The following is a 21,325-nucleotide window of genomic DNA, read 5'->3' as shown; positions in this document are numbered from 1 at the left end:
TGGTTGCCGGAGGCCGGACAGCCGGGGTGACGGCCGCCGAAGCAGTCGGGCCGGAAGGTGCTGTGTACGTCGATCACCGTGCCACCTGCTGTCAGCCGATTCTGGGGAGGGCAGTCCGGGCCCGGAGGGACGATACCTCTCGACGTAAGCCTTCGTACCGCGCAGGAAGCAAAGCGTGATCGCGATCACGGTGAGGATCAACACTCAGGGAATCCAGCGGAGTTGGGCCCGCGTGGACTCTGGGGAGTTCGGCCCATGGTGAGTGACTGGAGCAGTGCGTCGGTAGGAGTGACGACCCGTCCGAGGAGTTGTCCCCCGGGCTGGACACTGGGGCCAAGCCGCCGACACGGGACGCTGGACCGCATGCGCCCGTACCTGCGGTACGACTACTCACCGTTGCGGGTGGCAGAGTGCATGGCTGCGGCGACGCCTGGGGAGATCGGCGTGCACAACACCCCTGCATCCTCTGGGAGATCTGCCGACATGCATCGCCGAGCCGCCGCTCTCGCTCTCGTCATCGCCTCAGCGTTCCTGACCGCTGCCCCGGCGTCCGCCGCGGACGCCCGTGCCCTGCCCGCCCCGGATCGGGCGGCGGCGCCGGGAGACGTCTGCTTCTACTCCGAACCCAACTACGCCGGGGCGAGCTGGTGCTACCGCCCGTTCGGCTACGTCGACGTACCGGAAGCGGTGCACAGGAAGGCCGCCTCCTTCGAGTCGAACGCCGATGTCGCCGTCTACGCCCTTCACTGGACCGGGCCCGGCCAGTGTCTCTACCGGACCATCTGGACGGGCGACCGGAGCACCAGCTGGGAATGGCGGAGCAAGCTGGACGCGGTGCAGAGCACCAAGCCCTCCGACTGCCAACCCGGCTGACCTGTACGGCCGAGCAGCCCTGCCCCGCCCCGGTCCGGCCGGGGCGGGGCAGGGCGGGCCCGTCAGTAGCCGACGGTGATCCGTTCCTGGACGAAGGTGCCTTGCTCCAGCGTGTCCAGGACCGCGGCTGCGAAGTCGCCCACCGAGATGCGGCTCTCGCCGTCGGCGTCGGCAATCGGGGTGTCCCGGGCCTCGACCCGGAAGGAGCCGGTCTTCGGTCCGGGAACCAGGTGCATCGGCGGCGGGCTGACGTAGGTCCACTCGACCGGCGTCCGCGCGGCGCGCAGCAGGTCGAGGGCCTCGGTCTGGTCGCGCGCTGTCTCCAGGTACGCGGCGGGGAAACCGGGTGCGTCGACGAACCGCTCGCCCGGTGCGTACTCCAGGCTGCCGCCACCGCCCAGGAACACCAGCCGGGAGACCCCGGCATCCGGCAGTGCCTTCAGCAGAGCCTGCGCGCTCCTCGGCACCAGGTGGTCAGGACCCTTGACGCCGACCACCACGGCGTCGTGCCCCGCAACGGCCTCGGCCAGGGCGGTGGGGTCGCTGACATCGGTGGTGGCACGACCGAGCGGTGTGACCTGGTGGCCGCGTGAGACGGCCTCCGCCGCGACGGCACCGCCGAGGTTTCCGCTCGCTCCGACAATCGCGATCCTCATGGGTGTCCTCTTCTTGACGTCAGCGGGGTTCGTGGTGTCTGTGGCGCTCATGGTGTCAGTGGGGCGTGCGGACGCGTCGAGGAATGCGGCGATCAGGGGAGCCATCTCGGGGAGTTTCTCCTCCAGCGCGAAGTGGCCGGTGTCGAAGACGTGCACCTGCGCCTCGGGCAGATCGCGCAGATAGGCGTGCGCCCCGGCCTCCGGGAAGAACGCGTCACCGCGGCCCCACAGCACCAGAGTCGGCGGACGGTGCTCGCGCAGCCACTGCTGCCAGACCGGGTAGCGGTCGATGTTGGAGTGGTAGTCGAGGGCCAGTGCGACCTGGGCCTCCTTGCGGCCCGGCAGGTCGAGGAAATGCTGGTCCAGGGTCCAGCCGTCGGGGGCGATCAGGGAGGGGTCGCCGGTGCCGCCCTCGTACTGGCTCCGGGTGACGGGGAGCGTCAGGATCTCGCGGACCCGTTCCTCGGCTCCCGGTACGCCGGGTCGGTTCGCGGTCAGGCCCAGGGCGAGGTCGGACAGGCCCTCGGCGTAGGCGTTGGCGTTCTGCACGATCAGCCCGTTGATCCACTCGGGGTGCCGGGCGGCCAGTCGCATGCCGACCGGGCCGCCGAAGTCGAAGGTGTAGAGCGCGAACCCGTCCGCGCCCAGTCCCAGAGCTTCGACGAAGCCCTCCATGACGTCAGTGAGGCTTTCGAAGGAGTACGTGAAGTCCTCGGGAGCCTCGGTGTGACCGAAGCCGGGGTAGTCGGGAGCGACCAGGTGGTAACGGGTGCCGAGAGTGTCGATCAGCCGCCGGAACTGGTGCGAGGCGGACGGGAATCCGTGGAGCAGTACCAGCGTTGGCGCGTCGGTGGGGCCGGCTTCCCGGTAGAAGACCCGGACCCCGTCCACCTCCACGAAGCGGTGGACCGTTCGCGTGACCTCGGTGCCTGCCGTGCTGTGCGTCGTCATGTCACATGCCCCCTCGTGGTGTTGATGCATTAGTTATAGCGGGCGGACTCCTAATGGGTCAATGGTTTGGTGTGGCATTAGATGTAGGAGTGGGTGCGGGTCGGCCGTCACTGCCAGCGGCACAAGGGGGATGCGGCTTGAGGCGATCCGTGCGTGGCCGACGCGTTCTGGCGCTGCCCGCCGCTGTCGGGCGCTCCGAGGTGGGAGGGCGCGTCGCATCGCGCCCTCCCACGGTCGGTCACTTACTCCGTCGCCGCCCGGCCGAGCCGGTGGTCACATCCATCAGGAGGAACCCGAGCAGGGTCACGCCCAGGACGGGCAGCGCCCAGCCGATGGCGATGGCCAAGGGAACGCCCAGTACCAGTACGGACAGTGGCAGCCGTCGCCAGACCCCCCTCGCCGGGGGCTTGCCCACGACCGCGCGCTTGTCCCCGCGAGTGGGCCGCCGCTGCCACCACATGCGATAGCCCCAGACCGTCACGAGGATCAGCCCGATCGCGACGAGCGCGAGCACGATCTGGTTGACGAGTCCGAACAGCACGCCCATGTGGCCCTGGACTCCGAGCTTGCTGAGCTTGGCCGTCAGGGGGTAGTCCGCCCACCGGACGCGCGAGGTGACTTCTCCCGTGGCGGCGTCGACGGCGACCTTGTCGTAGTGGACCGGCCAGACGTTGTCGTTCTGCGCCACCACCCACGCGCTGGTCGTTTCGGCGGGAGGCGTCAGGGTGACGGTTCCGCCGAGGTCCGCCTCACGGGCCACCGCGAGGGCCTTGTCGAAGTCGGCCGGATCCACTGCGGCGCTCTGCCCGGCACCCCCGTGACCGGCGTGTTCCCCGGTTCCGTCCGCTGCCGGGGGCGGCGCGCCGGGAAGGCGCGGGTCCAGTTTCGGCGCGCTCCCCTTGATCGCGTCGAGGAACTGCCCGAACCGTTCACCAGCATGGTTCGACCAGGTCAGGCCGGTGGCACTGAGGAAGAACAGTCCCAGGGCGAGCCACACGCCGGTGGCCGCGTGCCAGCTGCGGGTGCGCCGCACACCACGGGCGGAGCGGTCGGGCAGTACGGCACCCCGTACCGACTTCGCCCGCTGCCCCCGGCTGCGGCCGAGCCACAGGATGAGGCCGCCCGCGGCGATCACCCAGAGCCAGCTGGCGGCGACCTCGGAGTAGAGGCGTCCGGTCTCGCCCAGATGCAGGTTGCGATGCAGGTCGTCGAGCCAGGTGGTCAGGGGTGTCGACCCGGCCCACGTGGTCAGTTCGCCCTGGACCTCGGCGGTATAGGGGTCCACGAAGACGGTCCGCTGCTTGTCACCCAGTTCGGGCACGGACAGCACCACGCGGGTGGTGTCCTCGGGCCCGGGCGGTGTGATCACGGAGGCCAGCGTGCCTTCCGGATGCGCGGTGCGGGCGGCGGCCACCTGGTCCGCCAGCGGACGCGGTTGCTCGCCCGCCTGCTCGACGCGCAGCTTGTCCCCGTAGACGAGCTGGTCGAGCTGGGGGGTGAAGGTGTAGAGGAGGCCGGTGAGGGCGGCCACGAGAAGGAACGGTGCGACGAACACGCCGGCGTAGAAGTGCAGGCGGGTCAGCAACGCCCGTACTCCCTGCCAGGAGCGTCCGGTGGGCGGAGGGGCGGTTTCCGGGGAGGGGCTTGTCGGCCCTGCCGTATCTGACGGATCTATCTGATCTATTCGATCTATCCGATCTACCGGATCCATCGGTTCTCTTGCATCGGTCGGTGGGGCGTGCTCTCTGGCGGAAGACATCCGTGATCCCTCTGGGGAAGCGCACGCGGGACATCGCTGCGCGCGTGCGGAGAAGCCGGTGAGTGAAGGGGCCGCCGTGATGGGCGGGTGTCGTGATCGCGTGTCGGGCGATCAGCCGTGCATCACTCGGGGAGGGCCTCTGCGCAGGCAGGAACTGGCGAGGAGTACGCCGAAACGGACGCGGACGGCGGCGGGTGGTGGCGTTGGCGAGATCTCCGGGGGCACCGGTCGCGCCACCGGGAAGACGGCGAGGAGACAGCGCGGCAGAACAAGGGTGGCCAGTCGCCGCAGGACCCGTTCCCCGTGGATGACACACAGGGCCGTGCCGAGCGTGGCGAGAGCGTGCGCCGCCGTCATCGCGACGCCCATCGAGTGCCCCGCGCTGTGGGAGGCCGCCTCGGCCGACATCGCGCCCGCGTGGTGGCCGCCCATCGCGTGGTGCGCGGGGCCGCCGCCGTCTGCCATGTGTGGTGCCCGCCGGTCCGGGTCCGGCATGGTCAGGCGGTGGAAGGCGAGGTGCAGGACGAACTGGGTTCCGCCGAGCGTCAGAGTGACGATGTCGAAGCGGTACCGCCGCTCGCCGAAAAGGGCACTTCCCAGGAGGGCCAACGCGACGAAGAGCACGCCGAGCGGCCCCGGACCGGGCAGAATGCCGCCGGCGGCGACATGGCTCAGTGCGCCCAGCAGCAGGCATGCGGAAGCACAGGCCAGCCCGCCCCGGGTCCGCCTCAGCCAGCTTCCCGGTCTGTGCACCGCCACAAGATAACCGTTGCCCGCACCGGCTGAAGTACCCCGACCGGCTGGGCGACGATCCGGCGGAGCCCGCTCAGGCCACCTGCCTGCACGGCGGATGCGGGCGTCGGCATGAGGGCAGGGCCCGGGTGCCCCGGGTCGGCACCAGGTGCCTCGGGTCGCCCCGTCCGCGCCTACGGGTGGTAGAGGGCGTGGGCGCGCACCGGATCCGCGGGGCCGTCCCGGCCGAGGTCGAAGAAGAAGTCCGCCTGCCATGCCTGGGTGCTGCGGGCCTGCCGGTTGGTCGTGGTCACCCACGGCGGATAGACGCGGAATCCGCGCTTCCCGCCGGAGCCGTCGCGGGAGACGATGCCGCGCTCGCACAACACCTCGCGCGGGAACACGAACTGTCCGAAGCCGACGTCGTCGCGGCTGCTGATGACGAAGAGGTCCACGCCGTCGTCGGCGTCGAAGGGCCGGATCGGCCCCTCGTCGGACCGCTGCCACACGGTGACGAACTGTCCCACCTTCGTCGGGGTGGTCTTGGCCACGCGAAACCGAACCGCCCGGCCGTCGAGCGTGAACCCGTAAGCCGCGTACTCGGCACTCTCCGGTTCGGGCGCCGGCTGCGAGCAAACGAATCCGCTCGGGGCGTACACCAGCGCCTGCGCTGCCAGTAGATCGTCGTGAAGCCCGGTCCACGGCTGATGCGTCACCATGCCGCCATCCTGTCATCACCCGGCCTCGGGGCCGTGGTCCGCGTCCTGGAAAGCCCGAGTCCGCCGCGTCAGACCCCACCGAACAATGCGGAGAGCCCGCGCTCAAGGCCGGGGCCCAGATCCTCGTGCCCGGCCGGCACGATCGCGTACGAGCGCAGCAGGAAGCGGCGCAGGACGGCCGTGTCGAACTGCACCAGGGCCAGACCGTCCGGTGAATGCAGCTCCACCACGACCTGCGCCCTGCCGCACGGCCAGATGTGCACGTCACCGCTGCCGGACGGGGCGCGCAGCCCCGCATTCAGCAGCTCGCGGGCGAACGTCCAGCTCACCGGAGTGCCGTCGAGCGAGGCTTCGGCGGCGAAGGTGGCGCGGACGGCCAAGGGGTCGTTCGCGTCGTAGTGGAGAACGACCGGCACAGCCGTCTCGTACTGCTCCAGCTGTTCCGGCTGTTCCGGCTGTTCCGAGGTGATCAGGCGGGCACGGGTCGGCTGATCGAATGCGGCGATGGTCATGATCGGCTCCACTTCTGCGTGTTTCCTGTGCCCCTACGACCTCCGGTGGCCGGATTCCATTACGGCGATTCGGCGAGCAGTTGATGTGACCTGCACCACAAGGGTCCCTAAAGCGGACATTCGATACTTAAGCTTTCGAACTCATCCAATCCCTCGTAGTGGGACAGGAGTGTTCTGCCATGCCCGACGGCCCCATCGCCGTGTCGACCGCCGCTGCGTCGGCCGCCGCCTCGTACGCGCAGATCTACGAGGAGCAGCAGCCGCAACTCGTCGCCTACGCGCGTTCGCTGACCGGCAACCCCTGGCTCGCCGAGGATCTGGTCGCCGAAGCGCACTTCCGGGTCTGGCGGCGCCTGTCCGCCGGGCACTCCGTCGACAACGTCCCGGCCTACCTCACGACCACGGTGCGCAATCTCGCCACGACGGTCGGTCGCAGCAGCAGGGAATCCCCGCAGGACCCGCAGGACACCCACGGGCCGTGGGGCGCCGAGCCCGTCGACGCCACGGGCGCCGACCACGATCCCGGCACCCGGATCGCCTCGGTGGACCTGCTGGCGCGCGTCCTCAAGCAGCTGCCCGAGCGATGGGTGAAGGTGCTCTGGCTGGCCGAGGCGGAGGACCGGCCGCTGGAAGCGGTGGCCAGGGAGGTGGGCGCCGGGCGCGGTGCCACGGCGGTGCTGCTGCACCGGGCGCGGGAGGGGATGCGGCAGGCTTTTCTGCGGGCGTACCCCGGAACGCCCGTGAACCCGGCCTGTGACGCGCACTGGGAGCGGATACCCGCCCATGTGCGGGGCATGGACTCCGAGCGCCAGTCGGACAAGCTCCAGCGGCATCTCGGCGACTGCGCGGACTGCCGGGACCGGCTCGCCGTACTCATGCAGGCCAATACGAGGCTGCCCGCGTTGGTGGGACCGGCACTGCTGATCTTCGTGCTGGGTGGCGCGGCCAAGTTCCTGGTGCCGACGGCCGGTGCAGCCGCTGTCGCATCGGCATCGGCTTCGACGTCGGGAGTGGCAGGTGGGCACGGGGGTGAGTCGCTGCGCGCGGTACGTCACGTCCTCACGGGCGGCTCGAAGGTTTCCGCGACCGTGCTTGGTGCGGTGGCCGTATCGGTGGCCGCCGCCGCGGTCGGGTTGGTACTCGGCGGTGCGGACGCGCCGGTGCCGCAGCACGGCACGGCGACGGTGGAGGGCGGGGTGCCCGCACCCAGGCTGAAGTCCCCGGCCGCCCTGCCCGAGATCCCGGCCACGCGGCCGGAGCAGGAACCGGTGGCCGAGGAGATGCCCCGCGCTCCGGAGCCGCGACAGGAGCGGGCACCCGTTTTGATCCCGGTCCAACAGTCCCCGGACGAACCTGATCCGGCCGCGCCCCGGCCCGAGGCGCCCGCACCGACAGAGGCGGAGGCGATGGCCCCGGTGCGGACGGAGGATCCCAAGCCGGTGGACCCCAAGCCGGAGGACCCCAAGCCGGTGGAGCCGACGCCAGTTGTGCCCACTCCGGTGGAGCCGACACCCGTGGAGCCCAAGCCGGTGGAGCCGACGCCAGTTGTGCCCACTCCGGTGGAGCCGACACCCGTGGAGCCGACGCCCGTGGAACCCACGCCAGTTGTGCCTACTCCGGTGGAGCCGACGCCCGTGGAGCCCACCCCGGTCGTGCCCACCCCGGTCGTGCCCACCCCGGTCGAACCGGAGCCGGTTGAGCCCACGCCCCCGCCTGAGCCGATCTGCCGACCATGGGTCGGTCCTGTCTGGATCTGTCGCCTGCCTTAAGGCCGGACACCCACCAGGGGCAGTCGGCAGGTGTCGCGCGGGTTCATCTGCACTCTGCTTCGGAGCGGGGTGACCCCGACGAGCGGCCGGAGGGCCCACGGGTCACCCGCCCGTGGGATGATTTCCGAGGTCGGCAGCGTGCCGATCGTGGGAAGGGGACCATCGCATGGCCGCAGGTTTTTCGGCGTGGAAAGTAAACAAGCAGTACGTGGTGAACGACCGCACGTCCCTCAACGGCAAGCACTACCTCTGCTTGGTGGCACACAAGTCCAACTCGGCGAACAACCCCAAGAGCGCCGTTAAGCTCTGGAAGCGGTACGAAACCTGACAGTCCCTTCCCGCGCCAGTCTCTTCCCACGCCGTCACCGTCTGGCAGGGCTTCAGGGCTTCAGGGCTTGGCGGCGAGACCCAGCAGGGGTAGCCGGAGGGGGCGGTTTCCGCGCTCCCAGGCTTCGTAGAGCAGGGTCTCGGGACCGGTGATCCGCAGACCGTCGCGCAGTCCGGTCACGGCCATCCGCGCCAGTCGGCGGTAGTCGCCCGACGGTGACGGCCAGCCCAGCCACGTCTCCCAGTTGTGGCTGGAGACGGTGTCTTCGGATGGCTGCCAGCCCGCCTCGGCGATCAGCCGGGACCCGGACTCTCCGGCCCGCGCGGCCGGATCGAGGTAGTGGTCGCCGACCAGTTCGGCCTCCAACTTCGCATCGGTCTGGAGGAACTGTACGAACCGGCCCTCCGGACCCTTCTCCCTGATGATCAGTACCGATCCCGAAGCCAGTGTGCTCAGTTGCTCGGCGAGCCCCTCGCCGAAACCTTCCCACCCCGTCACAGCCGCCCCTCCTCTTCGTCCTCGGTCAGCTGCCGGAGCTCCTCGTCGAGCGACAGCCGTTTGTCGGTCACCAGCTCCAGGTACACGCAGCTTCCCGCGTGCTCAAGGAGCAGGGTGGTCTCGTCACCGGCCGCCCAGTGAATCTCGGCGGGCGAGCCGGGCTTGCGCACCGTCGGCTCGCCCAGGGCGTCGCAGAGCGCGTCGGCCATCCTGGCGAACGCGTCCAGGGTCCGGTCCCACTGCCCCGTGAAGTCGTAGTCGGTCAGGCGCAGCCGAATGCGCTCCACCATCTTCTCTTCCTGCACCCGCGCCCAATCGGCCGCCTCGCGACTGCTTCTCGCCAGCCCGGTGTCGAGCAGGTCCCACCTCGGCCAGATCACCAGCCCCCGCCGAAGGAACGTCGGCGACCGCCGCGAACTCGGCGTCGCACCCAGCTCCCAGGTGCATTCCAACGACCGCATTCGTAGCGCCAGTTGAACCACCTCGGCATCACCCAACGCATGCCATTGCGTCATACGCGACCGGAGAAGCGGCATCCTCGCGGATCCGCCCCCCGCCTCCCCTCGCCCTCGAAGCGGCCCATCCCGCACCCCACAGATCTCCGTCGATCCTGACACACGGGTCTGACAGACGACTCGGAGGACGACTAGGAGAGGTGACTAGGAGGGCGACACGGCGGAGGGGATCGACGAGGGCCCTCGGGGGCGCCGATTCCGGTAGCCGTGTTCCGGTCAGCCGTGTTCCGAGGCGCGCAAAGCTCGCGCCAGCCATTGCAGTTCCTCGGTCGCGTCGGGCGACGCATGCTGTCCGCGCACGCGGGCGACGAGCCCGCGGTAGCGTTCCGCCCCGGCTTCGATCCCGGCCTCCAGGCTGCGCAGCACGGCGGCCCGGTCGGCGTCACGGAACAGTTCGGACAGCACCTCGGCCGCTTCCGGCCCTCCGGGAGCGACCCCGTCCCTTCTGGCCTCGGCGACGGTCTGCACGATCTGCCGGGCCCACCAGACGGACGCCCCAGGGGGAGCGTCCTGGCCCGGGACGGGCGTGTTGAGCTCCATCCACGTGCGCAACCGGGCGCGGAATCCGGGGTCCCGCACCAGTTCGGCCAGTTCGATCCAGGCGTCGACCTGGTCGGGTGTGGGGTCGTCGGGCAACTCGATGCGGTAGGTGCGTAGGCGGTCGCGCAGACGGGGATCGTCGAGGCCGCCGAACACCTCCTCCTTGAACTCCTCGACGATCTGCGTGCGTTCGGCGGCGGAGAGCCGTGCCAACCGGTTCATCAGTGCTGTCTCCTCAGTGGTCGAACCACGCTTCGCTACGGTGGACAGGACGGCCCGGCTCACCTTGAGCGAGCGGATCTGCGCGTCGAGCGCGGTCACATGTGCTTCGGCGACCGAGGCGACGGTGGTGCGGCCGCTCAGGACGCGGCACACGTCGTCGAGCCCGAGGCCCAACTCCCGCAGCGTACGGACCAGTTCGACACGGGCCACGGCCTCGGCGGCGTACAGCCGGTAGCCGCTCGCGGAGCGGCCCACGGGGGGTATCGCTCCCTCGTCCGACCAGAAACGCAGGGTGCGCACCGGAACTCCGGTGCGGTGTGCGAGGCGGCCGATGGTGAGTACGTCGGGGCGTTCGTCTTCCATGAACGAGATCCTGGACCTTCCAGCCGCTGGAGACTCAAGAGCCCGAGGCTCGCGGGCCCGGGGCTCGCGAGCCGAGGAGCCGCTCACGGCGTCCGCCTGCTCCGGGAGCGCGGCCGCGCCGAGCCCCGGCGCAGTGACATCGCCGGGTGCGTGCCTAAAGGCGCTCGCGCAGTGCGCTGCGGTCCGCTCGCCAAGCATCCAGTACGTGCCTGGCCAGCCGTCCTTCGAGAAGGTCGGTGGCTGCTACGCCGAACACCACGTCCGGTGCGAGGTGCGGCTCGTGTTCCAGGAGTCCTCCGACGACGTCCCGGCGCACCACCTGTTCGTGCACGGCGTCCGCTTCCACGTGTTCGTCGTAGAAGCGCTGGGCCGCCGATCCCGCTCCCAGACGCCGCATGGCCCGGGCCAGCCGTCGCGATCCCGGGGGAGAGGTGATCTCCACGGCGGCGAAGTGCCCCACCAGCGCGCCCCGCAGGGACCGGTGCAGGCCCAGCAGGGACATCAGGTTGACGGTGGCGAGCACCGGTGCGGGTGCCGCGTCGAGGTAGTGGCCGTAGGCGGTCTCCAGGCCGAGGTCCCGCATCAGGTCCGCGAAGAGGCGGGCGTGGACGTCCTCGGAGCGGCCCGCGCCGAACTCGTCATACTCGACGGCCACCATCGCGGCCTTGGCCCGCCCGTACAGGCGGGGCAGCACCCACGCGTGCGGATCCGCTTCCTTCAGGTGGTAGAGCGACCGCAGAGCGGCGTACTCGCGAAGCTGCTCGAAGGTCCCCTCGGTCTGCAGGAAGTGGCTGACGCTCGACGGGTCCTGCCCGGTCGGCTCGACCGACAGGTCCGACAGCGTTGCGGCCACATCGGTGCCGCCTGGCGTCTGTGCCCGCAGGACGGCCAGGAACCGCCGCTCCAGTTCCCTTCGAAGTGCCAGAAGGTCCGGATCCCACTCCCAGTCCTCGTGCACTCCGACGAAGCCTTGGTAGTGCAGCTCGTACAGGACGTACAGGCTCAGTTGCAGGTCCTCACCGTACGGATCGAGGTCCGTGTCCGAGCCTGGACGGGCCAGTGCGGAAAGGTCTCCGGTGCGCAGGGCTTCGACGAGTCCCGCGCTGAGCGGACCTCGGGTGGCGGGCAGCGCGGGGTCGACCGCACGGGGCTCCCTGAACCCGTTCACGCGTGTTCTCCTCGGCTTCGCCTGCGGTGGCTGGTGTCGCACCACGGATAGGTACGGCTGCGCCGGCACGTGCAGAGTGCCACCTGGAAGCGGTCCGAGACGGCTACGTTGCCGTCCTCGTCGACCACCTCCACCGGCCCCTCGACCAGGACGGGCCCCTCGGGCCCCTGCCGGTCCACTCGGATACGGGTGCGGCGCGGCTCGCCGCACTCCGCGGGCCTGCCCTCAGATGCGTATGGCACGGATGACCACCAGCTCTTCCTTGTCCTCGTCGGCGTCCAGCAGGCCCTGGTCACGCAGCCACCCGAGCCGGGAGCGCAGCACCGGGCCGAACGGTACGAGCACCCTGTCCACCACCTCGGGCTCCAGTCCGTGCGCGGCGAGATTCCGCAGTGTGGCCGGGGTGTCGCTGAGCGCGGAGTGGACCATCAGCAGCCTGCCGCCGGGCCGCAGCAGACGCGGCGACGTCGCACAGATCCGGTCGATGACCGCCCGGCCGTCGGGCCCGGCGTCCCAGGCCCGGGCCGGGCCTCTGCGGGGCGGGGCGGGTTGCGGGCTGGGCACGTACGGCGGATTGCTCAGGAGCAGGTCGTACCCGCCCGCCGGTGCCACCGACGCGAGGTCCCCGCGCGTCACACGGACGTACTGTCCCTGCCGCCAGGCATTGAATCGGGCGGCCAGAACCGCGCGCCGGGAGACGTCGACCGCGTGCACCCTGGCGCCGAGCCGGGCGGCCTCGATCGCCAGTGCGCCGCTCCCCGTGCCGATGTCGAGGACTCTGCAGGACGGGCCCAGCGCCTCCTGGCGCAACGCCGCGAGCAGCAGGCGGGTGTCGTCCTGCGGTGCGTACACCCCGACGGGCACTTGTATCGCGACAGTCTCTCGTCGGCTGGCCGACCGCCTCACGACCTCACCCTCCTTCTTGGCCGACAGGTATCGACGCCTTCCGCTGACCCCTTCCAGGGTCACCGTGTCGCCAGGTTCTGCGGCACCGGACTCCCTCTCCACGTTCCTCCCTCCAGGAACGCGCCACCACTCGTGGCACGTCTGCCCCGCTCATCGGTTCGCCACGGCATCGGGCCGGCAGCTTGTTGGGAGTGCCCCGCTCCGGTGATCTCACACCTCACCGCGCTCGAAGGTGCTGGCGGGCGGGACGGACACGGAGCGTGGAGGGGGCAGGGTGATGCTGCCGCAGCAGCACGGGGCGCGGCACAGGAGGGCGGATCGCGCCGCCGCGTCGGCGTGGGTCTGAAGAGCCCTGCGCGCCCGCAGCACGGACAGTACGAGAGCCGTGGCTCACTGATCGTCCAGCCTCCGCCCCGCCTTCACCGAAGGAAGACGGGGAGACGGGGCGGAGACTGACTGCTTCTAGTTCTCGGGAGGGACGCGATCGGTGAGGAGGGTGGCGAACCAGCCTGCTTCTGCGGCGAGTTCGTCGTCTTCGGCAGCGATCAGGCGCAGCAGGCGCAGGAGATCGTGGGCCTCGTCCAGGCTGAACAGGGCGAGGCGCGTGGCGGCAGGCCCAGCGGGGAGGGGCTGCGGCACGGTGGTTGATTCGGGAAGTGTCACAGCCCTCTCAACGGGCACGTCGGTGTTCTGGACACGCACCTCCCCCCGTTCTCACACGTTCCGCCGCACCCGGGGAGCAGGCGCCGACGGGCGCTCGCGTCGGTACGGGTCCTGGTAGGGGGCACGGCGGAGTTGCCGCACGTCAGCAGACGCCCCTCGTTGTTGGTCTCCGAGCGCTCCGCGTCCAGCCGCTCCGGCCCCCGCTGGCAGATGCCGGAGGCGTGGCCCAGCCAGATCGCGGCGAGCGGCAGGATGTCGGCGGCCATGACCTTCTCCCGCAGGGCGGGTCAGTTGCCGGACGCGTCTTCCTGTGCGTCCTTGTTGGTGGAGAGGGCGTCTCCTGCTTCGCCGTCGTGTTCGTCGGGGAGGTCGGTTCGGCCGACGTCGTGGGTTTCGGCTTCCTCGAATTCCTTCAGGGCTTCACCAGCGGCCGTTTCCGGGTGGTCGGCGTCCTGGTCGTCCTGGTGGGACCGGGACTGGTGCTGGGGGCTGGTCATCCGTCATCGCTCCCTGAGGGGTCGGGGGCTGATTCCTTCGCCCCGGTTACCTGGCGTCCGGTGTTCTGACGATCGCTCGGCCGATCGCTCGGCCTGACGCACATCCGGGGAACGACCGCCGCGCGGATTCCCCGGATGTGTGCCGTCGGCACCGCCGCAGCGGTGACACGGCTCCGCCGCAGGCTGGTCAGTCGCTGGAGAGCGCCTCCACGAGCTGCCCGGCCTTGGGGTCGGACAGCGCCCGTGCCGCGTCGGCGAGTGCGACCATCCCGACGAGCGCATGCCCGTCGATGACGGGCAGCCTGCGGACCTTGTGGCTGGTGAGGGTCGCGAAGACCTCCTCCGCGCTGTCGTCCGCCCCGATGGTGACGGCCTCGCCCTGCGCCAGCTCGCCGACCGTCGTGTTGGCCGGGTCCTTGCCCTCGGCCAGGACCTTGATGACGATGTCCCGGTCGGTGAGTACGCCCTTGAGCCGCTCGTCCGTTCCGCAGATCGGCAGGGCTCCGACGCCGAGCCGGGCCATCTTCTTGGCCGCGTCCAGCACACTGTCGCGCGCACCGGCACATTCGGCGCCGGCGGTCATGATGTCCCGTGCGGTCGTCATACGTCATTCCTCCTACGGGGAGTTGTGAAGTGGTCGAACCGGCTGACCGGCCCGTTGTCGGTGTACGCCGCGGTGCGGCGTGCGGGTGCCGAGTGCCCAGGTCCGTACACGCGTAACAGCCACAAGAAGACATGGTTCGAGGAGAGGGCTGTCGGGCGCCGACGAGGTCAGTTCGAGCCCGACGGAAGACGCCCTGTGTTGCGGGCCGTACGCAGGGCAGGCGAGCGGAGAACGTACGACCACCGGAGGGCGCTTCACCGGCCCGGGGTCGAACGGGCCCGCACCGCAAGAGGGCCAGTGGCAGTCGGGACGGAGCCGCCACGCCCCGACGACACGCCTGGAAGGTCAGGCGGCTTCGCAGAATCAGGCAGCGAGAAAACGGAGATTTCGATGCGTGCACTCACCTGGCAGGGCAAGCGCGACGTACGGGTGGAGACCGTCCCCGACCCGCGGATCCAGGAGCCGACGGATGTGATCGTACGGATCACCTCGACCGGCGTCTGTGGGTCGGACCTGCACCTGTACGAGGTCATGGGCCCCTACCTCGACCCCGGCGACATCCTCGGCCACGAGCCGATGGGCATCGTCGAGGAGGTCGGTTCCGAGGTGACCGCCCTGGCGCCGGGGGACCGGGTGGTCGTCCCGTTCAACCTCTCCTGCGGCCACTGCCACATGTGCGACCTCGGTCTGCACTCGCAGTGCGAGACCACGCAGGTACGGGAGCGGGGCATGGGCGCCGCCCTGTTCGGCTACACCAAGCTCTACGGCCAAGTGCCGGGCGGGCAGGCCGAGTTCCTGCGCGTACCGTTCGGGAACACCCTCCCGATCAAGGTGGAGCACGGCCCGCCGGACGAGCGTTTCGTCTACCTCTCCGATGTACTGCCCACCGCCTGGCAGGCAGTCGAGTATGCCGACGTCCCGCCCGGCGGCACCGTCGCCGTCCTCGGGCTCGGCCCGATCGGCGAGATGGCGGCCCGGGTCGCCCAGCACCGGGGAGCGGGCCGGGTGATCGGCGTCGACCTGGTCCCCGCCCGGCTCTCCCGCGCGCACAGCCGTGGCATCAAGGCGATCGACCTGCGCGCGCACGGCAAGCGGATCGGCGATGCGATCCGTGACCTCACCGACGGCCGGGGCCCCGACGCCGTCATCGACGCAGTGGGCATGGAGGCCCACGGAGCTCCCGTCGCCAAGGCGGCGCAGTGGGCGGCGGGCCTGCTGCCCGACGCGCTCGCCGAGAAGCTGATGGAGTCGGCCGGGCTCGACCGGCTGAGCGCCCTGTACGCGGCGATCGACATCGTCCGCCGAGGCGGCACGATCTCCCTGGCCGGGGTGTACGGGGGAGCGGCCGACCCGCTGCCCCTGCTGACCATGTTCGACAAGCAGATTCAGCTGCGCATGGGACAGGCCAACGTCCGGCGCTGGACGGACGACCTTCTGCCGCTGCTCAACGAGCAGGACCCCCTGGGGGTGGAGGGCTTCGCCACGCACAGCATGCCGCTGGAGGAGGGACCGAAGGCGTACGAGATGTTCCAGGCCAAGGACGACGGAATGATCAAGACCCTGCTCAAGCCGTAGCCGTAGCCACGGCCGTGTTCCGCAAGGACAGGCCGGTCCCCGTGGTGCGGCGGTGAACGTCGGCGCCGCGGGGCCCGGCTGCCGGGCCTTGGAGGACTGTGCCGTCCGTGCTGAAGCACGAGCCGTGGCACGGGCCTTCCCAGGCGGCGTCACTGGTTTCGGCGTCGTCGCCCGGGGGTGAAGCTCTCCCACCCCCGGGCGGGGCGGCTGATCGAAGCCCTCCCCACCGACTCAGCACGGCCCCTTTCCGACCCGCTGTTCACGATCCGGACACGAGACGGTGTGCGGGATGCCGTGTTCGGTCCTGTCGTCACTGATCATTCCGGCACGGGCAGGCACTCGGCGAGCAGGCCGACGACGTCCTGCCAGGCTCGCTGCGCCTGCCGAGGGTGGTATCCGACGCCGGGGCGCACGGTGTGGTCGACCGACGGGTGGTGGAAGGCGTGCAAGGCGCCGCCGTAGACCACGAGGCGCCAGTCGACGCCCGCGGCCTGCATCTCGGCCGTGAAGGCGTCCCGTTGCGCGGGCGACATGATCGGGTCTTCCGATCCGACCCCGGCCCACACCGGGCAGCGGATGCGCGCCGCCTCGTCCGGTCGGCCGGTGGTCAGCCCGTTGACGGTCCCGATCGCACGCAGGTCGACGCCGTCGCGCCCGAGTTCCAGCGCGATCGCGCCGCCGGTGCCGTAGCCGACGGCGGCTGTCCGGTCGGGGTCGACCCGAGGTTCGGCGCGCAGCACATCGAGTGCCGCATGGCCGATGCCCCGCATCCGGTCGGGGTCGGCGAGCAACGGCATGCAACGGGCCAGCATCTCCTCGGGGTCGCTCAGATAGCGTCCGCCGTGGATGTCGAAGGCAAGCGCCACGTACCCCAGTTCGGCGAGGGCGTCGGCCCGGCGGCGCTCGACGTCGCTGAGCCCCGTGCCCTCTGGCCCGAGCAACACTGCGGGCCGGCGGTCGGTACCGGCAGGGAGCGCGAGGTGCCCGACCATCGTCAGACCGTCGGCCGGGTACTCGACCGTGCGCGTGGTGATCGTCGTCATGGGACGGGACTGTAGTGATCGACGGGCACGGGCGGGCCGGGGTTCACCGCCGGCAGAACAGTGCGGGCGTCCCGCTGGTCGACGAGCACAACACCGCGAGCATGGTGATGTTTTCCCACCTGATGGCAGCGGACGGATTCGAGCTGCGCGACGCGAGGGCGAGCAGCCCGACTCCCTCAGCTCGGTGGCGTCCTGACCGTGGGCCGCGCCGAGGAGGACCACGCCTTGCCGGGGAGTCGTCTGTGGCGGCGGTCGCTCACGGTCGTCCCCGGGAGCGGCGTCGGCCGTTGGGCAGGACGACCGGGGCGGCACCCGTGACCACGGTGTTGGAGACCGTGCCGATGCCTTCGACGGTGAGGGTGACGGTGTCGCCGGGCTGGAGAGGCGGCGGGGACTGCTCGCCGCGCAGGCCCCACAGTTCGGCGAGGCAGCCGCCGTTGCCGCAGGTGCCGGAGCCCAGGACGTCGCCGGGGACGACGCGTGTGCCGCGTGATGCGTACGCGGTCATCTCCTCGAAGGTCCAGCTCATGTTGGACAGCAGGTCCCTGCCGATGACCTGCCCGTTCACGGAGGCGGTCAGCGCGAGGCGCAGAAAACCGTCTGAGTCGCGGTACGGCTCCAGCTCGTCGGAGGTGACGAGACAGGGCCCGAGGGTGGCGGCGGTGTCCTTGCCCTTGCAGGGGCCGAGGCCCACCCTCATCTCGGCGGACTGGAGATCGCGGGCGGACCAGTCGTTGAAGACGGTGTAGCCGATGACGTGGTCGCGGGCCTGCTCGGGCGTGAGGTCGCTGCCCTCGCGGCCGATGACGGCGGCGACTTCGAGTTCGTAGTCGAGGGCGGTCGAGCCCGGGGGCATCGGGATGTCGTCGTGCGCCCCGAACACGGCGTGCGGGTTGGTGAAGTAGAAGGTGGGCGCCGCGTACCACTGCTCGGGCACCCCGGCGACGCCGTCCACGGCCTTGCGTACGCCTTCGACGTGTTCTTCGAAGGTGACGAAGTCCCGTACGGAGGACGGCTGGAGCGGAGGCAGCAGCCGTACCTGGGAGACGTGCGGTCCTGGCGGTACGTCGAGCGCGGCGGCGCCGGCGTCGAGGAGTGCGGGCAGACCGTCGCCGGAGCGGATCAGCTCGGTGAGTGACGTGGTGCCGGGCAGCGGGTAGAGGATGCCGTCCGCCTCGACGACGGCGACGCGGGTGCGGTGCTGGTGTTCGTAGGTGGCGAATCGCATGGGGGCTCCTGGCACGGGCGGGGACCGGGGACGCGGAGGGCGGAGTCAGGGCATGGACGGGCCGCCGCGCCCCCGGAACTCGGGGTGGTCAGACCGGCGGGGCGACGAACACACCGCGGTCGGGGTCGTTGAAGGACTCCCTGGCGACGAGTTCGTTCATCGCGTTCGCCGTGCCCCACTGGTCGGTGACCTCGGGCTGGGAGAAGTCGTACACGTGCGGGTGCCAGGTGTCCTCGTCCAGGCACTCCAGCTCTGTGGTGTACTCCACGGTGTTGCCGTGCGGGTCGAGGAAGTACGTGAACGTGTTGTCGCCCGCCATGTGCCGGCCAGGCCCCCAGATCTTCCGGTGCCCGGCCCGCATCACCCGGCCCGAGCCGCGCAGGTACTCGTCGATGCCGCGCATCTCGAAGGAGACATGGTGCAGGGCCGTGTGCGGGCCCTGCGCGATGGCCATCGAGTGGTGCTGGTTGCTGATCCGCATGAAGTGCATGACCTCGCCCATGTGGGGCGAACTCAACGTGTCCGAGAGCGCGAAGCCGAGGTGGCGCTCGTACCACTCCCGGGTCCGGTTCAGATCGGGGGAGTTGAGGACCACGTGGGAGAGCTTGACCGGGATGGCCTCCTTCTCCTCGATCTTGCGGTGCTGCCGTACCTCGACGTCGGCGGAGACCTCGATGGTGCGGCCGTCGACGTCGAAGAAGCGGAAACCGTAGCCCCCTCCGGGGGTGTCGACCTTCCCGGGCTGTGAGATCAACTGGACCCCACCGGACAGGAGTTGCTCGGCGAGCGTGTCGACGTCCTGCGGGGAGGCCGCCCCGTACGAGACGAGGTCGAGGCGCTTCTCGTCGGCCTGGCGCAGCCGTATGACGTACTGCTCGGGGGAGCCCTCGGCGGCGAGGAAGGAGATGCCGGAGTCCTCGGCGACCTTGGTCAGGCCCCAGACGCCGGAGTAGAAGTCGAGCTGCTTGTCGTAGTCGGGCACGGCCAGGTCGACGTGCCGCAGGTGGGTGAGCAGACGTCCGCTCATGGTGGTCAGCCCTTCTGGAGGCGGAGGAGGGCGGCAGCGGTGCCGCCTCGGATGGCGTCGAAGTCGGCAGTCGGCAGGTGTGCCGAGCGCAGGGCACCGAGCGGGTCGTCGCTGCCCATGTCGAAGGGGAAGTCGGAGCCGAGCAGCACCCGGTCCGCTCCGGCCGCGCGCACCAACTCCCGCAGCACGTGAGGGTCGTGGACCAGTGAGTCGAAGTAGAGACGCTTGAGGTAGCTGCTGGGCAGGTGGGCGCAGCCCGCGCCCGCGTCCGGGCGGGCTGACCAGGCGTGGTCGGCGCGGCCGATGTGGGTGGGCAGGTAGCCGCCGCCGTGCGCCGCGATGATCTTCAGGTCGGGGTGGCGGTCCAGGACCCCGGAGAAGATGAGGTGCGCGAGGGCGACGGCGTTCTCGGTGGGCTGGCCGACCGAGTTGGACAAGTACCACTGGTCGAGGCGCTCGTCGAGGGTGCAGCCGAAGGGGTGCAGGAAGACGATCGCCCCGGTCTCCTCGGCGTACGACCAGAAGGGTTCGTACGCCGGGTCGGACAGATCGCGCCCGGGGGCGTGGCTGGAGATCTCCACCCCTGCGAGGCCCTGGTCCCGGGCGTGGTCGAGAGCACGCCGCAGCTGATCAGGGTGCTGGAGGGGTACGAGGCCCAGGCCGCGCAGCCGGTCGGGTGCGGCGGAACAGTGCGCGGCGGTCGCCTCGTTGGCGAGCCGGTACACCTTCTCGGCCGTCTCCTCGTCGGCCCAGTAGTGGTAGTGCGAGGGGGAGGGGCTGACGAGTTGGACGTCCACGCCCTGGGCGTCCATCGCGGCGAGGCGGACGGCCGGATCGGTGAGGCGGGGAACGCGTTCGCCGATCATCGGGCCGTTGACCTTGAGTGCGGCCGGTCCGTTGCGGCGGGCGTCCAGGGCCTTTGCCCCGGCGAGGCCCGGCAGGCCGTCCACCAGCGTCTCGATCTCGGGCAGCAGGACGTGGGCGTGCACGTCGACGGTGGGCGGTGTCGTCACGGCAGCTCCCGCAGCATGGCCATGGTGCGGCCCATCAGCCCGGGCACGTCCGCGTCGCGCACCCCGTCGAGCTGCCACTGGCCGATCTGTACGGAGGCTTCGACGACGGGGCGAACCCGGCCGACGCGTCGCTCGTAGTACGTCTGGAACAGCGCGTCGTCCCAGGTGTCGGCGGCGGTCAGCAGCTGGGCGAGCACCCAGGCGTCCTCCATCGACAGGGCCGCCCCCTGGGCGAGGGTGGGCGGGCAGCAGTGCGCGGCGTCACCGACGAGGACGACGCGGCCGCGGTGCCAGGACCCCTCGACCAGCATCCTGTCGAACCAGGTGTAGTTGACCTGCGTCGGGTCGGTGAGGTGTGCGGTGATCTCGGGCCAGTGGCCGCCGTAGTGCTGTGCCAGGGAGCGCATCTCGTCCGCATAGCGCGCCGAGGGCAGGGACGCCCGGTCGCGCTTCGCCTCGACGACGTACGCGTAGAGCGTGCTCTCGCTGGTCGGGCAGTAGCCGGCGATGTAGGCGGGGCCGCCGTAGGCGAGGTCGGTACGGGTCACACCGGCGGGGCGGGGCGCGGCGACGCGCCAGATGGCCATGCCGGTGGGCTCGGGCCGGTCGGTGATGCCGATCGCCGCGCGGGTGGTGGAGCCCATGCCGTCGGCGGCGATCACCAGGTCGTAGCGGGATGCGGTGCCGTCGCTGAAGTTGACGGTCACGCCGTCGCCGTCGGACTGGTCCAGCGACGACGCCCGGAGGCCGAGGCGGACGGTGGCACCACTGGCGCGGACCGCGTCGATCAGGATCCGCTGCAACCGCGGACGCTGCATGCCGACGGTGGCGGGCAGGTCGTCACCGCCGGTGCGCAGGTCTTCCGCGACGTGCAGGACGGTGCCGTCGGGCGCGGTGATGCCGACCGCGCCGAAGCCGTAACCGGACTTCTCCACCTGGTCCCACACGCCGAGTTCGCGCAGCACGCGCAGGGCGTTGCCCTGGAGGGTGATGCCGGACCCGGCGGTGGCGTTCCAGTCGTCCTTGGCCTCGATCAGGTCGACCGCGATCCCGGCGCGGCGCAGCAGGATCGTCGCGGCGTTGCCGGCCGCGCCACCGCCGATGACGAGGACCGTGCGGGGTGTGCTCATGAGGGGAACTCCTTCGTTCCGCTGGTGAAGGGGC

23 protein-coding genes and 1 pseudogene are annotated in these 21,325 nt (G+C 70.6%); 4 read left to right on the top strand and 20 right to left on the bottom strand.

The genetic code is table 11. The features are described 5' to 3' along the window. Nucleotides 1-483: 483 nt before the first annotated feature. Complete coding sequence (locus tag OG897_RS33145) at nt 484-873, top strand: hypothetical protein (RefSeq protein ID WP_266662793.1); 390 nt, start codon at nt 484-486, stop codon at nt 871-873. Between the two features lie 62 nt (nt 874-935). Here the strand turns inward: OG897_RS33145 and OG897_RS40900 are convergent, their stop codons facing one another. The 5 genes from OG897_RS40900 to OG897_RS33115 all read right to left on the bottom strand — a co-directional run bounded on the left by OG897_RS40900 (nt 936) and on the right by OG897_RS33115 (nt 6,202). Next, nucleotides 936-2,480, bottom strand: coding sequence for an alpha/beta fold hydrolase (locus tag OG897_RS40900; RefSeq protein WP_323188137.1), 1,545 nt, complete (start codon nt 2,478-2,480; stop codon nt 936-938). 238 nt (nt 2,481-2,718) lie between these two features. Further along, nucleotides 2,719-4,191, bottom strand: a complete 1,473-nt coding sequence (locus OG897_RS33130; protein WP_266662791.1) for a PepSY domain-containing protein — start codon at nt 4,189-4,191, stop codon at nt 2,719-2,721. Between the two features lie 159 nt (nt 4,192-4,350). Next, a complete protein-coding gene (locus OG897_RS33125) occupies nt 4,351-4,992 on the bottom strand; it encodes a hypothetical protein (RefSeq protein WP_266662789.1) in 642 nt (213 codons plus the stop codon). A gap of 173 nt (nt 4,993-5,165) precedes the next feature. Continuing rightward, nucleotides 5,166-5,690, bottom strand: a complete 525-nt coding sequence (locus OG897_RS33120) for a MepB family protein (RefSeq protein WP_266662787.1) — start codon at nt 5,688-5,690, stop codon at nt 5,166-5,168. Nucleotides 5,691-5,758: 68 nt separating this feature from the next. Continuing rightward, a complete protein-coding gene (locus tag OG897_RS33115) occupies nt 5,759-6,202 on the bottom strand; it encodes an SsgA family sporulation/cell division regulator (protein ID WP_266662785.1) in 444 nt (147 codons plus the stop codon). 179 nt (nt 6,203-6,381) lie between these two features. Between OG897_RS33115 and OG897_RS33110 the strand changes: the two genes are divergently transcribed. After that, a complete protein-coding gene (locus OG897_RS33110; RefSeq protein WP_266662783.1) occupies nt 6,382-7,971 on the top strand; it encodes a sigma-70 family RNA polymerase sigma factor in 1,590 nt (529 codons plus the stop codon). A gap of 166 nt (nt 7,972-8,137) precedes the next feature. Next, nucleotides 8,138-8,299: a carbohydrate-binding protein gene (locus tag OG897_RS40895; protein ID WP_323188136.1), complete on the top strand. Its 162-nt coding sequence runs from the start codon at nt 8,138-8,140 to the stop codon at nt 8,297-8,299. A gap of 60 nt (nt 8,300-8,359) precedes the next feature. Here the strand turns inward: OG897_RS40895 and OG897_RS33105 are convergent, their stop codons facing one another. The 10 genes and pseudogenes from OG897_RS33105 to OG897_RS33060 form a co-directional block, all read right to left on the bottom strand. Continuing rightward, nucleotides 8,360-8,797 carry a hypothetical protein gene (locus tag OG897_RS33105; RefSeq protein ID WP_266662781.1) on the bottom strand — a complete coding sequence of 146 codons (438 nt, stop codon included), beginning with the start codon at nt 8,795-8,797 and terminating at the stop codon, nt 8,360-8,362. Further along, nucleotides 8,794-9,258, bottom strand: a complete 465-nt coding sequence (locus OG897_RS33100; protein ID WP_266662779.1) for a DUF6301 family protein — start codon at nt 9,256-9,258, stop codon at nt 8,794-8,796. The genes OG897_RS33105 and OG897_RS33100 overlap by 4 nt, the downstream gene beginning before the upstream one ends. 270 nt (nt 9,259-9,528) lie before the next feature. After that, complete coding sequence (locus tag OG897_RS33095) at nt 9,529-10,437, bottom strand: MerR family transcriptional regulator (protein WP_266662777.1); 909 nt, start codon at nt 10,435-10,437, stop codon at nt 9,529-9,531. A 154-nt stretch (nt 10,438-10,591) separates the two neighbouring features. Next, nucleotides 10,592-11,605: an iron-containing redox enzyme family protein gene (locus OG897_RS33090; protein WP_266662775.1), complete on the bottom strand. Its 1,014-nt coding sequence runs from the start codon at nt 11,603-11,605 to the stop codon at nt 10,592-10,594. Next, nucleotides 11,602-11,790, bottom strand: coding sequence for a CDGSH iron-sulfur domain-containing protein (locus tag OG897_RS33085; RefSeq protein ID WP_266663680.1), 189 nt, complete (start codon nt 11,788-11,790; stop codon nt 11,602-11,604). Before OG897_RS33085 ends, OG897_RS33090 begins: the two co-directional genes overlap by 4 nt. Nucleotides 11,791-11,830: 40 nt before the next feature. Further along, the gene (locus OG897_RS33080) at nt 11,831-12,511 is read right to left on the bottom strand and encodes a HemK2/MTQ2 family protein methyltransferase (protein ID WP_266662773.1); all 681 of its coding nucleotides are present in this window, start codon (nt 12,509-12,511) and stop codon (nt 11,831-11,833) included. A gap of 462 nt (nt 12,512-12,973) precedes the next feature. Next, nucleotides 12,974-13,150, bottom strand: a complete 177-nt coding sequence (locus OG897_RS33075; RefSeq protein WP_266662771.1) for a DUF6417 family protein — start codon at nt 13,148-13,150, stop codon at nt 12,974-12,976. Between the two features lie 167 nt (nt 13,151-13,317). Next, nucleotides 13,318-13,461: pseudogene (locus tag OG897_RS33070) on the bottom strand (NADPH-dependent oxidoreductase); the annotation flags it as partial. Then, complete coding sequence (locus OG897_RS33065; RefSeq protein ID WP_266662769.1) at nt 13,462-13,671, bottom strand: hypothetical protein; 210 nt, start codon at nt 13,669-13,671, stop codon at nt 13,462-13,464. A gap of 187 nt (nt 13,672-13,858) precedes the next feature. Beyond that, nucleotides 13,859-14,275 carry a CBS domain-containing protein gene (locus OG897_RS33060; protein WP_266662767.1) on the bottom strand — a complete coding sequence of 139 codons (417 nt, stop codon included), beginning with the start codon at nt 14,273-14,275 and terminating at the stop codon, nt 13,859-13,861. Nucleotides 14,276-14,665: 390 nt separating this feature from the next. On the opposite strand from OG897_RS33060, the gene OG897_RS33055 reads away from it, so the two are divergent. Beyond that, entirely contained in the window at nt 14,666-15,850 is a 1,185-nt protein-coding gene (locus OG897_RS33055) for a zinc-dependent alcohol dehydrogenase (RefSeq protein ID WP_266662765.1), read from the top strand. A gap of 317 nt (nt 15,851-16,167) precedes the next feature. Here the strand turns inward: OG897_RS33055 and OG897_RS33050 are convergent, their stop codons facing one another. The 5 genes from OG897_RS33050 to OG897_RS33030 form a co-directional block, all read right to left on the bottom strand. After that, entirely contained in the window at nt 16,168-16,893 is a 726-nt protein-coding gene (locus OG897_RS33050) for a dienelactone hydrolase family protein (protein WP_266662763.1), read from the bottom strand. A 256-nt stretch (nt 16,894-17,149) separates the two neighbouring features. After that, the gene (locus OG897_RS33045; RefSeq protein ID WP_266662761.1) at nt 17,150-18,121 is read right to left on the bottom strand and encodes a fumarylacetoacetate hydrolase family protein; all 972 of its coding nucleotides are present in this window, start codon (nt 18,119-18,121) and stop codon (nt 17,150-17,152) included. An 88-nt stretch (nt 18,122-18,209) separates the two neighbouring features. Further along, nucleotides 18,210-19,148, bottom strand: a complete 939-nt coding sequence (locus OG897_RS33040) for a VOC family protein (RefSeq protein WP_266662759.1) — start codon at nt 19,146-19,148, stop codon at nt 18,210-18,212. A gap of 5 nt (nt 19,149-19,153) precedes the next feature. Further along, the gene (locus OG897_RS33035; protein ID WP_266662757.1) at nt 19,154-20,161 is read right to left on the bottom strand and encodes an amidohydrolase family protein; all 1,008 of its coding nucleotides are present in this window, start codon (nt 20,159-20,161) and stop codon (nt 19,154-19,156) included. After that, nucleotides 20,158-21,291, bottom strand: coding sequence for an FAD-dependent oxidoreductase (locus tag OG897_RS33030; RefSeq protein WP_266662755.1), 1,134 nt, complete (start codon nt 21,289-21,291; stop codon nt 20,158-20,160). Before OG897_RS33030 ends, OG897_RS33035 begins: the two co-directional genes overlap by 4 nt. Nucleotides 21,292-21,325 lie beyond the last annotated feature (34 nt).

Origin of the sequence: Streptomyces sp. NBC_00237 (assembly GCF_026342435.1) — a bacterium.
Lineage (GTDB): Bacteria > Actinomycetota > Actinomycetes > Streptomycetales > Streptomycetaceae > Streptomyces.
This window is presented reverse-complemented; position numbering and strand designations above follow the sequence as displayed.

What these genes read in the sequence shown, in the direction of transcription:
- OG897_RS33145 (WP_266662793.1), top strand. Translation starts at nt 484, where the DNA reads ATGCATCGCCGAGCCGCCGCTCTCGCTCTCGTCATCGCCTCAGCGTTC.
- OG897_RS40900 (WP_323188137.1), bottom strand. Translation starts at nt 2,480, where the DNA reads ATGACGACGCACAGCACGGCAGGCACCGAGGTCACGCGAACGGTCCAC.
- OG897_RS33130 (WP_266662791.1), bottom strand. Translation starts at nt 4,191, where the DNA reads ATGGATCCGGTAGATCGGATAGATCGAATAGATCAGATAGATCCGTCA.
- OG897_RS33120 (WP_266662787.1), bottom strand. Translation starts at nt 5,690, where the DNA reads ATGGTGACGCATCAGCCGTGGACCGGGCTTCACGACGATCTACTGGCA.
- OG897_RS33115 (WP_266662785.1), bottom strand. Translation starts at nt 6,202, where the DNA reads ATGACCATCGCCGCATTCGATCAGCCGACCCGTGCCCGCCTGATCACC.
- OG897_RS33110 (WP_266662783.1), top strand. Translation starts at nt 6,382, where the DNA reads ATGCCCGACGGCCCCATCGCCGTGTCGACCGCCGCTGCGTCGGCCGCC.
- OG897_RS40895 (WP_323188136.1), top strand. Translation starts at nt 8,138, where the DNA reads ATGGCCGCAGGTTTTTCGGCGTGGAAAGTAAACAAGCAGTACGTGGTG.
- OG897_RS33100 (WP_266662779.1), bottom strand. Translation starts at nt 9,258, where the DNA reads ATGCGGTCGTTGGAATGCACCTGGGAGCTGGGTGCGACGCCGAGTTCG.
- OG897_RS33095 (WP_266662777.1), bottom strand. Translation starts at nt 10,437, where the DNA reads ATGGAAGACGAACGCCCCGACGTACTCACCATCGGCCGCCTCGCACAC.
- OG897_RS33065 (WP_266662769.1), bottom strand. Translation starts at nt 13,671, where the DNA reads ATGACCAGCCCCCAGCACCAGTCCCGGTCCCACCAGGACGACCAGGAC.
- OG897_RS33060 (WP_266662767.1), bottom strand. Translation starts at nt 14,275, where the DNA reads ATGACGACCGCACGGGACATCATGACCGCCGGCGCCGAATGTGCCGGT.
- OG897_RS33055 (WP_266662765.1), top strand. Translation starts at nt 14,666, where the DNA reads ATGCGTGCACTCACCTGGCAGGGCAAGCGCGACGTACGGGTGGAGACC.
- OG897_RS33050 (WP_266662763.1), bottom strand. Translation starts at nt 16,893, where the DNA reads ATGACGACGATCACCACGCGCACGGTCGAGTACCCGGCCGACGGTCTG.
- OG897_RS33045 (WP_266662761.1), bottom strand. Translation starts at nt 18,121, where the DNA reads ATGCGATTCGCCACCTACGAACACCAGCACCGCACCCGCGTCGCCGTC.
- OG897_RS33040 (WP_266662759.1), bottom strand. Translation starts at nt 19,148, where the DNA reads ATGAGCGGACGTCTGCTCACCCACCTGCGGCACGTCGACCTGGCCGTG.
- OG897_RS33030 (WP_266662755.1), bottom strand. Translation starts at nt 21,291, where the DNA reads ATGAGCACACCCCGCACGGTCCTCGTCATCGGCGGTGGCGCGGCCGGC.